Origin of the sequence: Mucilaginibacter sabulilitoris (genome assembly GCF_034262375.1) — a bacterium.
In the GTDB taxonomy this organism is placed as follows: Bacteria; Bacteroidota; Bacteroidia; order Sphingobacteriales; family Sphingobacteriaceae; genus Mucilaginibacter; species Mucilaginibacter sabulilitoris.
Genome location: NZ_CP139558.1, coordinates 5,526,872 through 5,542,577 on the forward strand (window position 1 = coordinate 5,526,872; position 15,706 = coordinate 5,542,577).

A 15,706-nucleotide genomic window follows, 5' to 3' on the forward strand; every position below is an offset into this window, starting at 1 on the left:
AATTTTAACTACCTTAAAAAGGGTTAGTCTGAAATTTATTCTATTTGGAAAGTTACCTTAATAATATTAATAACCCCATTTTTTCATGATTTGTAAATCAATTTTTACACAATCAACCGGGTCTTTACCCTGATAGGCTTCCTGCTCAATAATAAACAGCACGGTACCACCTTTTCTACTGGCTGCACGTACAATTTCCTTAACCGGCAACACACCTGCACCCAATATGGTACTTTCGGTATCATCGCCATCGCTTCTTGGAGCCACCTTAATTTCGTCCTTTACGTGCAACGATTCAAAACGTCCCGGATATTTATTAATAAAATCAAGCGCTACCCCGCCGGTACTGAACATATTGCCAATATCCATTTGCTGTGCAACCAGCTTAGGGTCGGTATTTTGGATGATAAAATCGTACAAAGTAATATCCCCTACTTTGGTACTGATCTCAAAATTATGGTTATGGTACCCAAATTTCATCGCGAATTTTTGGCACAGTTCACCGCATTTATTAAACTGCTCCATAAAACGCTTTAAAGCATCGGTATCATGGCGCAGGCTTTCATCAAGCCAGGGACTGATCACATATTTTTGGCCAACTGTAGCGGCGTCCTCAACGGTGTATTTCCAGGCGTCGGTAAAATCATTTTTAGCGGCGTCCCAATGCTGGGCTGTCATCACAGTATGGCCGCTTGGCATTTTCAACTCCAGATCGGTAAGTAGCTTTTTAAAATCCTTAGCTGTATAACCGTAAAACTTACGGTCGACGTAGTTGGCGTGTTCAACATGGTTATAACCGGCATCTGCCAGCTTTTTAAGCGTCGCCTTCGGATCGGCTTTCATGGCATCACGTACGCTATAAAGCTGTACCCCAACACGTTGCAGGCGTTTTTCTCCGGCTAATAAATTATCTGGCAACAAAGTTGCGCCAGCCAGTGCGATGGCGCCGGTTTTTAAAAATGATCTGCGGGAGGTTTGCATAGTGTTTTTTGTTTAAAGGTTAATATAATTGGAGTTAAGAGATAAGAATTAAAAGTCAAGATAAAAGTAATTTATATCAAAACGAATTATCCTGTTATAATTCTATATATTCTCTGTGATTCTAAATTCCGAATTCCCCCTACTTGCTCATTGGAAATGCAGGAAACAATAATTGTGAATTACTTACAAAGGCAATGTGTTTACTATCTGGCGACCATGATGGTGTATTGATAGTGCCCTGCCCGCCATACAGATAGGCCACTACTTTTGAAGGGCCACCGCCCACGGGCATCACCCTGATGAATACGTGCTTATAAAATGGATGATCGCCGGGCTCTACTTCATTTTTAAGGAAAGTAATGTAGCATATCCATTTACCATCGGGCGATACATGCGGGAACCAGTTGTTATGATCGTCGTTAGTGATCTGGGTTTGTTCGCTGCCATCGGCTTTCATGCGCCAAACCTGCATTAAACCGCTGCGCACGGAATTAAAATAAATGTATTTACCATCGGGTGTGTATTCGGGGCCATCATCAAGACCAGGAGTAGTGGTTAACCGTTCTTCGGGACCTCCGCCTGAAGGGATACGGTAAACATCGAACTCCTTACCCCGCTGACCACAAAATACGATGTACTTGCCATCGGGCGACCAGCCATGCATATAGCTTGCACCATGTCCTGTTTCTGTTACCCGTTTAGCCTCACCTCCTGATGATGATACGGTATAACCAATTGATGGGCCGCCATCGCCGCTACTAATAGCCAGCATTTTGCCATCGAACGACAACACGTGATCGTTATTGTTATTTTTTGCCTGACCGGTGTTTAAAACGGTTGGTTCACCGGTTTTAAGATCGAACTTAAATAATGAACCCTCACTGTTATAAATAAGGGATTTACCATCATGCATCCAGTTTGGTGCCTGCAACGACTTTGGCGATTGATAAATAACAGTACTGTTTTGCGTAGCCATATCCAACAATTCGATGCTGCTGCCCAGGTATTGTTTATACGGAACTAACGAAGTTGGTGCAGGCACCACAATACGTACATTATTAAAGGTAGCTTTTTCAACTACATCTGCATTATGCGAACAAATGAATATACCTACATACACTTCGTCGCCCAGGTCAAGGTCGTCTACTTCTTCACTTACAAACATATCGCCTTTACGGGCTACCGACATGGTATAGATGTTACCTTTCCGTTCCAGCTGGATAACATCTGCGCCTGTAATGCTTGATTTTTTTTCTTCGGTTATACCGCCAACTGCTTTACGGTATTGTAATGATGTAAGACCATCGCCATGAACAACAGCGTTAATATGTTTGGAATTAGAATCGAGCGAGGTACGTATCATTAACCCAACCTTACGGTGCGCCTCTACACCTTTGCCAATAAAGGCCGCGTTGGTACGCAATATAAAATCGCCTTTCATGCGTTTCCATACAAAATGAAAAGCATCGCTTGTGGCCCATATATTACTGCCCGCGCCCGCCAGATGGTACTGCTGCAATTTAGGATCATACTGGGTATTGCCTTTATGCTTTACAATTCCCACATCCGTTTCATCATCAAATATCCCTAAACCTGAAGATTGCGCATTTGCTTTTTGATAAAAAAAGGCAGCGCATATTAAGCAAAAAAATAAACTAAGTATTTTATTACGCATGGTGTGGGTGTTTAAGTTACACTATATAATTGGTTCACTAAGTTATAAATTCCATTCGTAAATAAAACAGTACTATTTTATCAATATCATATATTTTACACAAGGATATTTGGCCACCGATATTAGTTCAACAAAAAAAGAGTAATGTAAACATTACTCCTTTTTAATTATATATATACCTTACCGTTATTCAACTTCAAACAGCGATTTAGTTTCTTGTGAATATTTTACAACCGGCACAGCAACAGGCTTTACCGTGCAATACTCCAGCAAAAATTGCTTCTTGGAATCGCGGTATGAACTCACCGCACCTATCATGCTCAGGAATTTAATATAACACCAGGCCAGGTCAAGCTGATGAGCTTTAAAGCCGGAACGGGCACTTTTAGGGAACAAATGATGATTATTATGCCATTCGCCGGCTACATAACCAGGCCATAGTTGATTGATAGACATGTCATCACGATTATGATCAATACCATCACGGCGCTTGTCCTGACCTTTACCGTGGCCTTCATAATTAAAGGTACGCACCCCTACGGCCCATATTCCGGCAGAACCAAATACGGCACAAGCCAGCGCCGGACCGCCCAATAAATAAAACGCCGCAAACCAGAAGCCCCAATTAAGGATGATGCCGGCAACGGTACGATACGGGTTAGCGATAGTACCCCATTTTTGGTACTGAGTGTAGGTATTCGGTTTTATGCCGGTATGTTTCATTAAGTTGATGCAACGGTTATAGTCGGCCTCACTCATTTTGCGGGCAACAGGCTGGTGGTTAACATCGGCCAGAAAGCAATACATAAAACCGCCCTGCGCGTTATAAGGATCGCCGGGCTGGTCAGACAATGCATGGTGCACATGGTGCGATATAGCATATATCTCTTCAGGAATAATTTTGAGTGTAAGGTTTTGCGTAAAAAACCTCCAGAATTTATTACTGAAAGTATAAGCGCCATGGGTACAATAGCGGTGGTGCCATATGGTACCGTGTGTCCCCATGATGATCATACTGTACACAAAAGCTACGATGAGGCCGGTAATACTAAAATATTTAAATATGAATAAAGCTAAAAATGGCACTAAGGCCAATACCAGGAGCCAGCTCAGGAACGAAAGCCAGTTTTTTTTATCCTTAAATACATTCAGTCTTGAAAAAAATTCTTTTACAATTTTGCCATTGGTAGGTTTTGCAAGGTTGCCATCTTCGTCTGTCCAGCCATACGAGGGTGGTTCAAGCACTGAGTTTAAAAAAGCCATTAAGTTTTGGGAGATTAGTTTAAATAGAGAGTAGTTTAATTGCGTACAATGTAAGTGAAATATATCATCAAATTGTCATTTTCTAAATATAAATATGATTAATGCCAATCCCAATAAAAACCTAAACCCTTTTCGGAATAGTCCGTTGAGTTGTAAGTGGGATAAGTCAAAATTTGAGCAATGATTGTTGAGATGATAGGCGTTGACTGGGCTTTTCAAATATTAACAGTTATACGTAACTATTAACTTTCTTGTTCAGGACTCTTTGATATATAAACTCCAAACCTGAACTTATATTTCAATGAAAGTATAATATTGTCAGATTATTGTCAGGAATCAACCGCTGATTGGGATGATTATTTCGATTTCGTTGATTATTAATCAGCTTGCGGCATACAAAAGTTTGTCATGCTAAACGTAGTGAAGCATCTGTTCTGATGCTTGCAATATCATGATCAGATCCTTCGTACCTCAGGATGACAAATGGAGTTTTTTGTATAACTTGCTGGTACAATTTCATTCATTACTACTCTCCCGCCACCAAACAGCGCTCGCCTAAAAGCAGGGCTATGCAATGCTCATAATTATCGGGCATCTGAATTTGTTCCACTTCTTTCATGTAGCTTTGTTTTATTTCCTTACGCCGGCGTGCTTCAATAAAACGACGTACCTGCTCACGGTTTTCTAATATCAATCCGGGCACCTTAACGGGTTTATTATTTTCATCTTTAGCTACCATGGTAAAGTAGCTGGTATTGGTATGCATTACCGAACTGTTTTTGATATTTTCTGATACTACCCTGATACCTACAACCAGTGATGTTTTTCCCACATAGTTAACCGAGGCCATAAGCGATACCAGCTCACCTACCTCAACCGGCTGTAAAAAATCAACCGTATCAATAGATGCAGTTACGCAGTAGTTCCCGGCATGTTTGGCAGCACATACATACGCAACCTTATCCATAAGTGACAATAAAATACCTCCATGTATCTTTCCGCCGAAATTGGAGTATGATGGTATCATCAGTTCGGTAATGGTAGTTTGCGAAAAACCTACTGTTTTGTAATCAGATTCATCTGTAAGTGCTGTCATGTGCTATGGTTTTGTTACAAGTTTAAGCATCAGCGGGCGAATTATTGCAACAATTGTATTACACACACTTATTCTTTTAAACTAAATTAAACCTTTGCGGTCAATAGCCCTATATAACCTGAACTATGACCAGACTACTACTACTTACTTTTATTTGTTCCATTTTTATAACCCAGGTGTTTGCACAACAGCCCCGTGAAGTTAGCGGAACGGTTGTCGACAGTGTGGGCTCGGTTCCGGGCATTAATGTAAAACTAACCTCTGATAAGGATAGTATGGCCGTTGCCACCAGTACTACAGGTGTTTTCAGTTTCCCGGCGGTTAATTCCAAAAACTTTAAAATAACGGTAAGTGGTATCGGTTATCAAACGTTGGTGCGCAAATTTGTGATGGATGATGATATCAAACCCATAAAACTCGACGCAATTAAGGTAAAAGTACAAACCAACTTTTTGAAAACCGTTACCATTGTTGCAGCCGTCAACCCCATCACCATAAAAGAAGATACGGTTGAGTACAAGGCCAGCGCTTATAAGGTACGTGAAGGCTCCCCGGTTGAGGACCTGTTAAAAAAACTGCCGGGTGTAAGCGTTGATAAGGATGGTAACGTTACTGCACATGGCAAAGCAGTAACCAAAGTACGGGTAAACGGTAAGGATTATTTTACGGGTGACGTGCAAACAGCTACACAAAACCTGCCTGCCGACATTGTAGATAATATACAAGTAATTGATGATTATGGCGACCAGGCTAATTTAACCGGCATAAAAACCGGCGATCCCGATAAAATACTGAACATCACCATACAAAAAGGAAAAAGCCGGGGCAATTTTGGCCAGGGAAGCGTTGGTGTTGGTAACGATGACCGCTACCAGGCGCGTTTATCGGCCAATACATTTTTGGACGCCCGCCAGATAGCTCTTATCGGTACTTTAAACAACACCAATACCAACTCATTTAACCTGGGCGGCAGCGGTGGCGGCGGTGGCAGGGCCGGTCGTGGTGGTGGCGGAGGAGGCGGTGGCGGTTCGCAGATCAGCACAGCAAATGGTATTACCACCAACCGTTCCGTAGGTACCAATTACCGCGATGACTGGAGCAAAAAAATGACCGTTTATGGCAGCTACAGTTTTGCAGACAAGGATAAAGACCAAAACAGCACTACGGTTGAACAGAATCTTTTTCAATCAGGTACGCTTATTAATACTGATGACAGCAAAGATCATAACCACGGCATTAACCACCGGTTTGATTTTAACATGGAGTACAAGATTGATACTACAAATTATTTAAAAATAAACCCCAGCTTTTCATACGGCACATCAAACGATGTAAGTACTGATGTTTTCAGCAATACACGTAATAATACACTGGTTACGGGTAATGAACTCGCCCTGACCGATGCTACCTCAAAAAGCGGTGGCTTTAATGTACTATACAACCATAAATTTCATAAAAGAGGCCGTAATTTTAGTGTAAATGCTGGCATTAGCCTTTCATCAGGTGATCAGAGCCTTCATGATGAATACACTACCAAACAGGATACGATTACAACCCAGCTCTTTCAGCAGATAAATTCTAATAATAATTCACAGCGGGCTAATGTTCGCTTATCCTATATTGAGCCTATTGGCAAGTCAACCTATCTGGAAACAAACTATAGTTATAACTATTCAAACACCGATAATAACCGATACAATTATCGCATTGACCCGGCAACTGGTAAGCAAACTTATGTCGATTCGTTAAGCACCCTTTATAATAACCAGTTTATTACCAATCGCTTTGGTGTAAATTTAAGAGGTATAGGCGCTAAATATAATTACACCATTGGTATGGCCGTGCAACCGTCAACCCTTAATGGCGAATCGCATAACCAGCGCTTTCATACCAATACCATGAATTATATACCTACCGCGAGGTTCATTTACAACTTTTCACGTAATCACTCTTTTACGGTTAATTACAGCGGTTCAAACAGTCAGCCTTCATTTACACAGTTGCAGGTTCAGCCCGATTATTCTAATCCGCAAAACAGGGTTTATGGTAACCCCGATCTGAAGCCGTCATTTACTAATAATTTGAACCTGCGCTATAATCAGTTTGATATAGCGAGCGGTAATTCCCTGTTCACCAATATTTCTATCAGCGAAACACAGGATGCCATAGTGACTAATACCAAACCTGTTTTTGATAGTACACAAACACCCGGCAGTACCACACAGCATGACAATACAATACAGGAAACCCGCTACTTGAATACCAACGGCCTTTATAATATTAACGCGAACTACTCCTTTTCAAAACCATTTGCCGAACGCAAATTCACGGTATCATTAAACGGCAGCGCGGGTTACAATAATAATGTATCATATATTGAAGATGAGCGTAACGTAGGCAAAAACTGGACGCTAAGCCAGGGCGTCCGGATCAGGGCTGATATTGATAGCATTATGGACACTGAACTAAGCGCCAACTATAGTATCAATACCACCCGCTACAGCATTCCGTCATCCTTAAATACTGATGCCAGCACCTGGACGTTGGGTTTAGACGGGCGAAATTATTTCTTTTACAGCTGGGTGCTGGGTTATAATTTATCGCAAACCATAAACCATGGTTTTAGCAGCACAGTAAAGGCTAACCCTACCCTGTTAAGCACTTACCTGGAATACCAATTTTTGAAAAAACATATAGCCTCGCTGCGTTTCCAGGCTTTCGACTTGTTTGATGAAAATAAAGGTGTAACCCGTACTGCCGTGGGTAACCAGATCATAGATACGCGTACCAACCGCTTAGGCCGGTATTTCATGGTTACGTTTACCTTACGCCTGCAAAAATTTAAAGGCAGTCGCCCGGGTGGTGGTGGCGGCGGTGGTGGCCGAAGAAGAGGTTAATATAAAACGTTGCTTTTTTGAAATTGAGTAATGCTGTTTTATATTTACCCAAATTGAATTTCTGTTGAAAAGAATAATACTATCAATTACAGCCCTTTTTTATTTAAGCACCGGGTTAGCGCAAGAAACCGTCATCAGGAAACATCGCCTTACGGACGAGATAACTGAAAAAATATCGGTTTTAAAGAGCGATAAGGCTACCCGCCAAGGTTTGTACCAAGCGGTAAATGAAAAAAACATAGCCATTGCCAGCGGCAATTTTGAGAATGACAAAAAAGCTGGGGTATGGCATTATTATAACCCCAAAGGCCACTTGCTTCAAAATTATGATTATACCAATAAGAAATTATTGTTTGAAGCTCCCGAAGACACAACCTCAAGTTTGCGGTATTTTGTTGATAAACAGCTAACCGATACCGACCGTACCACCAAACCAGTTAAAGCGGGAGGCCGGTATTTTGGTTATTTACCCTATTTAAGCGTATTTAAACTTCCGAAGGACCTGGAAAACATCAACAGGATGGTCTCCTATGCTGTTGTAGAACTGCTGGTGAGCCCGGGCGGCAGGCTGGCCGATTTTAAAGTGCATATATTCAGCGGCGAGAGTTACCACCGGGTATTTAACATGAGTACCAATATGCCCAACGAAGAAGACAAGGTATTTACACCCGCAACGCTCAACGGCGAACCAATAGGCTGCCGTATCATGATCAGATGCTGGATTGATAATTATGGTGGAATAATGATGCCTTAGAGATCCTCCCTTGTCATCCTGAGGTACGAAGGATCTGTTCGCGAACTATACAAGGGGTAAAACAGATGCTTCACTCCGTTCAGCATGACAAGTGGAGTAAATTAAAAAAGCCCGTTAGTACATAACGGGCTTTCAAATTTATATGACCAACACCTGCTTAGTGAGCGTGGTGACCATCCGGGCCATGCGCGTGGCCATGTGATAATTCTTCCGGAGTTGCAGGGCGTACATTTAATATACTGCCTTTAAAATGCAATTCCTGACCAGCCATCGGGTGGTTAAGGTCAACAATAACTGAATCTTCGGCAACAGATACTACCTGTGCTTGGAAACGGTTACCGTTGTTGTCCTGTAAAGGCAAAATGCTGCCAATTTCAGGAATTTCCTGACCCTGGAACATTTCTTTTGGCAGGTTAGCTACAGCTTCTTCATCATATTCGCCGTAAGCATCCTGTGCAGCAAGACGAAACTCATAAGTATCGCCGGTTGACAATGTGCTCAGGTTTTCTTCAAATTTGGGCAGCATCTGGCCGGCTCCAAATAAAAAGGTTAACGGTTGTTCTTGTGTGGCGCTTTCGGTTAAAACTTCGGCTCCATCCTGGTCAACATACAAATCGTAAGTTAATGACACTACGTGCTGTGGTTCAATCTTCATTGTAAAGTATTTTTAAATAAGCAATCAGGCTTCTGCCATTTGTTTTAAGGCGGCGGCCGTGTTATTAGCAGGTAATCCGCAGGTTTTATCTTTACAAACAAAAATTTGTGTTGACATACCAAACTTATCCTGCAACAAAGGTAAACTTCCTTTTGTACCACCCAACATTATTTTGTTGGGTATGTAATTATTTTCCATTTCCTTTCGCATAGTTTCGGCTTCGGTACCTGTTATTGCAATTTCATAGGTTCCAAATACTTCTTCCAGCAATAATATGGTCCAGTTTGAATAAGCTGTACTATATTTAGCCAGTTGCGGCATTATATTGCGCAACAGCTGCGCCGAAACTGCTGCATACCTTTCTTCATCAAAAAGCAAGCCTAACTTTTTAAGGTTGCGTGCCATGACCGAATTACTGGCCGGGGTTACCCCATCCATAATTTCCGATTTTCGTGCTATCAATTGTTCATCATCATCGGCTGTGTAAAAGAAAACACCGCTTTGTTCATCATAATAATGCGCTATGGCGCTATCAGCCAATTCTTTGGCTTGTTGCAGCCAGGTTTCATCAAAAGTAATTTCGTACAGGCTTATAAACGCGTCTATAACATTAGCATAATCATCTAAAAACGCTACAGGGCTATCATCTGCCGTATTGCTGTTATAAACCCTTGATAGCCTGCCATTTTGGCTTAGTAAATTATTAACAATAAATCCGGCATTTTTAAGTGCCAATTCAAGATATGCCGGTTTATCAAAAGCACGGTACGCATTGCACAGGCCTTTTAGCATTAAGCCATTCCATGATGCCAGGATCTTATTATCGAGGCCCGGTCTTATGCGGTACCTGCGGGCCTCAAATACTTTTTTGCGGCTTGCCTTTATTTGTATCAACAGGTCATCAACTCCAAGTCCCAATTTCTTAGCCAGTTGTTCGTCGGTTTCCCTGCGAAATAAAACATTAGAATGTTCCTCTTCCCAATTGCCATCATCGGTAATATGGTAGTAAATACAGAACAAGTCTGCATCTTTTTCTAAAATCTGTTCAATTTCCGCTTTGGTAAAAATATAAAACTTGCCCTCTACTCCTTCACTGTCGGCATCAAGCGCAGAATAAAAGCCCAGATCTGGTGAGGCCAGCTCTCTTGTAGAAAATTCAATAATCTCATCTACTACCTGCTCGTACAGTGGGTCGTGGCTCCAGGTATTTGCATCGGCATACAAGCTGATCAACTGGGCATTATCGTACAGCATTTTTTCAAAATGCGGCACATGCCAGCGACCATCAACCGAATAGCGGGCAAAGCCCCCGCCTATATGATCATAAATGCCGCCATAGGCCATTTTATGTAAGGTGAGTTTTACCTGTTTGGCAATTTCATCGTCTTTCATTAAATGGGCATAGCGCATGAGCAATTGCCAGTTGTAGGGCTGCGGAAATTTAGGCGCGCTACCGGTGCCGCCTTCATATTTATCAAAATAACGTTTCCAGTTGTCACCAATCAGTTCCAGGTCGGCTTTGGTATATTCAGGCTGTTCTGCAATAAATTCTATCGATTCATATTGCCGGATGCCTTCGGTAAGGCGTACGGCATACTCTTCGGCTTCTTCAGGTTTTTGTTTATAAAAATCGGCGAGGTTAAATAATAAAGATGTCCAGTCGTTTTTCCGGAAGTATGTACCTCCATATATGGGTCGCTGGTCGGGCAGGCAGATACAGTTAAGCGGCCATCCGCCACGACCGCTCATAAGGGTTACCGCGCTCATATATATCTGATCAACATCAGGGCGTTCTTCCCTGTCCACTTTAATGCAAACAAAATATTCGTTCATCACGGCGGCAACCGCATCGTCTTCAAAACTTTCGTGTTCCATTACATGGCACCAATGGCAGGCAGAATAACCAATACTCACCAGTATGAGCTTATTTTCGGCTTTCGCCTTATCCAGGGCTTCTTTACCCCAGGGATACCAATTTACCGGATTATTGGCATGTTGCAATAAATAAGGAGATGTTGAATTAGCCAGGCGGTTCATAAGCAGATGTTGTTTGATTGCAAATATGCGGATATAAAAGTACCTGTAAAGTATACCGGGTTTATTTGTAAAAGTTTTTACTGAGAAGTGTTTTTTATAATGAAAGCGACTCACCCGGTCTGCGCTTCACTGGGCGACCCTCGTCGTAAGCCTCACCCAACCCTCCTAAAGGAGAGGGCTTTAAAATGTTTTTTTTAGTCTCCCCTTTGAGGGGAGATTTAGAGGGGGCTTCAGGCGCAGGCAGGGTGATTTAAATAGTAACAATCCCATTACTCTCCCTATAAAAATAAGCGAAATTCACTTATAAGCAACCGGTTATGTATTCAAATTGTCAACTTCACAAATTATTTACGTTTCTTTGCGCCTTTATTTTTAAAAAACTCGAATGCGCTATTTTAAACTGATCGACCTTTTATGCGCACTGGGCTTAATGGCCGGTGCAATACCCGTGGCAGCGCAAACTGCCGATACCTCAAAATACAATCACCAGGATGTGTTTGGCCCAGTTACCTGGCCTGTTACCGGCGAAAACACCCGGTCGGCAGGTGGTCAACCTTCCCCTAACTACTGGCAAAACCGTGCCGACTACCAGATAAAAGCGACCCTGAACGAAGGCCGCGATACCACTATAAATGGTGAAGTTACCATTACCTACACTAATAACAGCCCTGATAAGCTGGACTATCTATGGTTACAATTAGATCAGAACCTGTTCCGTCCCGACTCACGCGGCGCAGCAACTACGCCGGTATCGGGCGATCGTTTTGATGTACGTGGTTTTAGCAGAGGCGGGTACCACATTGGTTCGGTAACAGTTACGTATAAAGGCGAAACTTATACCACTACCCCCGTTATAACCGATGCCCGTATGCAGCTGCGTTTAAAAACACCGCTTGATGCTAAAGGCGAAAAAATACAGGTAAAGATCAATTATGATTTTGCCATCCCCTTTTATGGAGCCGACCGCATGGGCCGCAAAAAGTTTAAACAGGGTTATGTTTATGAAATAGCGCAGTGGTACCCCCGCATGTGTGTGTATGATGATGTAGAAGGATGGAACACACTGCCTTACATGGGCCTTGGTGAGTTTTACTGTGAATACGGCAACTTTGATTATTATATAACTGCTCCTGCAAATATGATTGTAGTTGGTTCCGGCGATCTGCAAAACCCGGAGGAAGTACTTTCCGCAACACAAATCAGCAGGCTTGCCAAAGCAAAGGAAAACGACAAAACAGAAATGATTGTTAAACCGGAAGAAGTTGGCAAAGGTGCAACCCGTCCGTTTAAAGGCACCTTAACCTGGCACTATAAAATGGAAAACAGCCGCGACATTGCCTGGGGTGCGTCGAACGCGTTCATATGGGATGCCGCCCGCGTTAATTTCCCATCTGGTCGTAAAGGCATTGCCATGTCGGCCTATCCGGTTGAAAGCGCTGGTAACGATGCCTGGGGTCGCTCAACCGAGTACCTGAAAAACAGCATGGAGATCTATTCAAAAGCCTATTTTGAATACCCGTGGAACTCAGCCGTTAACGTATCTGGTGTGGCTTTGGGTATGGAGTATCCGGGAACTATATTTTGCCTGAGCAACTTTAAAAAAGGACAGCTCTGGGGCGATGTTACACATGAAATTGGCCATAACTGGTTCCCTATGATTGTAGGATCAAACGAACGCAAATACATGTGGATGGATGAGGGTTTTAACACTTTCATTAACGAGTATGCCTCCCAGCAGTTTAATAACGGCGAATACAACGACACTACCAAGCAGGCTCAAACCATATTGGCTTCTTTTCGTAACAGCAAAGACCCGTTGATGACTGCTCCTGAAGCTATCGGCCTGAACGACTATGGCCAATACTATAACAAAACAGCTTTAGGCTTGGATATGCTTCGCAATGTAGTGCTTGGTCCGGAGCGTTTTGACTATGCCTTCCGCGAGTACATCAAACACTGGGCGTTTAAACACCCACTACCTTATGACCTTTTCAGGGCCATGAACGATGCTGCAGGCGAAGACCTCAACTGGTTCTGGAAACCCTGGTTCTTTACCACCTGGAAAATTGACCAGGCCGTAAACAATGTAAAATATATTGACAACAATGCAGCGAATGGCGCAATGATCACGCTAACCAATAACGAAAAAATGGCGATGCCTGTAGACATGAAAATTACACAGGCCAATGGCAAAACAGAAACATTGCATCTGCCGGTAAACATTTGGCAGCGTGGCGGCGTGTGGACATTCAAATACCCATCCACAACACCTATCAAAACTATTGTGATAGACCCGAATCATGAGTTACCGGATATTGATCTTAAAAACAATGTTTACAGAATGAATTAAGATTCAATTCTCGAACAAATAAAAAACAGCGATGAGGCTTTGCTTCATCGCTGTTTTTTTATACTTTTCTTCCCTTTATGAAGAAATATCTTTTTTCCTTTTCTCTCTTCGCTTTCCTGTTAATTACAAGCCTTGATGCATTAGCTCAAACTCCACAATCATGTCCGGCAACCGCCAAACGTCATCAATCCCCCGCAAAAACAACATATTATATCAACCCGCAAACCGGCGATGACGGTAACACAGGCATCAACAGTAAAATGCCCTGGAAAACTTTTAAACCTGTAAACAGCCTCATGCTTGCCGCGGGCGACAAAATAGAGATCATGGCTCCCGGCGATTTTAACGAGTCGTTGGTATTAATAGCAAAAGGTAAGAGCATGGCACATGTTACGGTAAACTTCGCGCCGGGTACATATAACTTTTACCCAAAAAATGCTTTTAAAAAACAGTTCCATATCTCCAACACCAATGATAAACCTTATGAGCTAAAGGCAATTGCGCTTTATATAAACAACTGCCGCTTTGTTGATATAAAAGCACAGGGTGCTAAAATACTGTTACACGGTAAAATGATAGAAACCTGTGTAGATCATAGCGAAAACGTCAGCATTAGCGGCATTACTTATGACTACTTCCGCCCTACAGTATCCGAATTGCAGGTTATGAATACCGGGCCGAATTTTGCCGATCTAAAAATCCATCCTGATTCTAAATATAGTATTAAGGATAGCCTGCTCACCTGGGAAGGCGAAGGCTGGCGACACAAGCCAATCGAACTATGGCAGGTGCTTGATCGGCAAACTGGCGATCTGCAGCGGACCGACATTGCCGTAAATGATATTAAATATGCAGAAACCGATAATAATATGGTTCGCGCCTATTTTAAAAAGGATCCCGGATTTAAAACCGGATTGATCTATCAAAACCGCGATGTAACCCGCGATTGTGCGGGCATTTTTATACAGCGCAGTAAAAACATCATCCTTAAAAATATTCGCATCAATTTTATGCACGGCATGGGTGTGGTGAACCAGTTTTGTGAAAACATCAGCATGGATGGTGTTAGCGTTAAACCTGATCCAAAATCGGGACGTACCTGCTCAGCCTGGGCCGACATACTCCACTTTTCGGGTTGCCGTGGTAAAATCGAGATCAAAAACTCCTATCTTTCAGGAGCTAATGATGATGCTATTAATGTTCATGGTACTTATTTAAGAATCATGGAATCGCCCAAACCTAACCAGGTCAGAGTACAGTTTATGCATGATCAAACCTATGGGTTCGATGCTTTTACAGCCGGTGATAGTATAGCTTTTATCCACTCCGAAAGTTTACAGCAATACGCAGATAACCTGGTTGTAAATGCTAAAAAACTCAACGATAAAGAAATGCTGCTTACTCTAAAAAGGTCTGTACCTGGTGGCATTAACCCTAAAGATGTAATAGAGAATACCACCTGGACACCACAGGTTTGGATACATCGCGATACTATTACCAAAATACCAACCCGCGGCGTATTGGTGACCAGCAGGCGCAAAGTAATTATCGAGGACAATATTTTTCTGCATATCCACATGAGCGCTATATCCATTGCCGATGACGCGGCCAGCTGGTATGAATCGGGCATGGTAAAAAATTTAACTATCCGCCATAACCGTTTTGTTCAATGCGGCGAGCCGGTAATTATCATTTGCCCTGAAAATACCCAATCGAACACGGCGGTGCATCAAAATATATCTATCATCAATAACAATTTTGATTTACAGGGGCAGCAGGTACTTTCGGCCAAAAGCACTTCGGGCGTACAGTTCCTGAACAATAACATTAAAGCAAGAAAGGTAGCTGATATAAAGGATATGATGACTATGAAGGATTGCACCGGAGTAAAAACATCAGGTAATACCATCAGCCAATAGATTTTTTCTTTGTTACTATAATAAATAGCGATGGGCGAAAACCACATCGCTATTTTTTTGCATGCCGTGCGGTTTATGC

Annotated in this window: 10 protein-coding genes; 4 read left to right on the forward strand and 6 right to left on the reverse strand. The window is 42.4% G+C overall.

What is annotated here, in order from left to right; translation table 11 throughout:
* Positions 1-66: 66 nt before the first annotated feature.
* The 4 genes from SNE25_RS23635 to SNE25_RS23650 form a co-directional block, all read right to left on the reverse strand.
* Positions 67-981: a TIM barrel protein gene (locus tag SNE25_RS23635; protein ID WP_321561482.1), complete on the reverse strand. Its 915-nt coding sequence runs from the start codon at positions 979-981 to the stop codon at positions 67-69.
* A gap of 139 nt (positions 982-1,120) precedes the next feature.
* The gene (locus SNE25_RS23640) at positions 1,121-2,656 is read right to left on the reverse strand and encodes a TolB family protein (protein ID WP_321561483.1); all 1,536 of its coding nucleotides are present in this window, start codon (positions 2,654-2,656) and stop codon (positions 1,121-1,123) included.
* Positions 2,657-2,842: 186 nt separating this feature from the next.
* The gene (locus SNE25_RS23645) at positions 2,843-3,919 is read right to left on the reverse strand and encodes a fatty acid desaturase (RefSeq protein ID WP_321561484.1); all 1,077 of its coding nucleotides are present in this window, start codon (positions 3,917-3,919) and stop codon (positions 2,843-2,845) included.
* A gap of 526 nt (positions 3,920-4,445) precedes the next feature.
* Entirely contained in the window at positions 4,446-5,015 is a 570-nt protein-coding gene (locus SNE25_RS23650) for an acyl-CoA thioesterase (RefSeq protein WP_321561485.1), read from the reverse strand.
* Positions 5,016-5,140: 125 nt separating this feature from the next.
* On the opposite strand from SNE25_RS23650, the gene SNE25_RS23655 reads away from it, so the two are divergent.
* Together SNE25_RS23655 and SNE25_RS23660 are read left to right on the forward strand one after the other, a co-directional pair.
* Positions 5,141-7,912 (forward strand): TonB-dependent receptor, encoded by a 2,772-nt coding sequence (locus SNE25_RS23655; RefSeq protein ID WP_321561486.1) that lies wholly within the window; start codon positions 5,141-5,143, stop codon positions 7,910-7,912.
* 64 nt (positions 7,913-7,976) lie between these two features.
* On the forward strand, positions 7,977-8,666 hold the full coding sequence (locus tag SNE25_RS23660) for a toxin-antitoxin system YwqK family antitoxin (RefSeq protein ID WP_321561487.1): 690 nt from the start codon (positions 7,977-7,979) through the stop codon (positions 8,664-8,666).
* A gap of 157 nt (positions 8,667-8,823) precedes the next feature.
* On the opposite strand, the gene SNE25_RS23665 is transcribed toward SNE25_RS23660, so the two are convergent.
* Together SNE25_RS23665 and SNE25_RS23670 are read right to left on the reverse strand one after the other, a co-directional pair.
* Complete coding sequence (locus SNE25_RS23665; RefSeq protein ID WP_321561488.1) at positions 8,824-9,321, reverse strand: FKBP-type peptidyl-prolyl cis-trans isomerase; 498 nt, start codon at positions 9,319-9,321, stop codon at positions 8,824-8,826.
* Positions 9,322-9,345: 24 nt separating this feature from the next.
* Positions 9,346-11,358 carry a thioredoxin domain-containing protein gene (locus tag SNE25_RS23670; RefSeq protein ID WP_321561489.1) on the reverse strand — a complete coding sequence of 671 codons (2,013 nt, stop codon included), beginning with the start codon at positions 11,356-11,358 and terminating at the stop codon, positions 9,346-9,348.
* Between the two features lie 385 nt (positions 11,359-11,743).
* Here SNE25_RS23670 and SNE25_RS23675 point away from each other — a divergent pair, with 385 nt between their 5' ends.
* Both SNE25_RS23675 and SNE25_RS23680 read left to right on the forward strand, forming a co-directional pair.
* Positions 11,744-13,708 (forward strand): M1 family metallopeptidase, encoded by a 1,965-nt coding sequence (locus tag SNE25_RS23675; protein ID WP_321561490.1) that lies wholly within the window; start codon positions 11,744-11,746, stop codon positions 13,706-13,708.
* Between the two features lie 77 nt (positions 13,709-13,785).
* Positions 13,786-15,627 carry a right-handed parallel beta-helix repeat-containing protein gene (locus tag SNE25_RS23680; protein WP_321561491.1) on the forward strand — a complete coding sequence of 614 codons (1,842 nt, stop codon included), beginning with the start codon at positions 13,786-13,788 and terminating at the stop codon, positions 15,625-15,627.
* Positions 15,628-15,706: the final 79 nt, after the last annotated feature.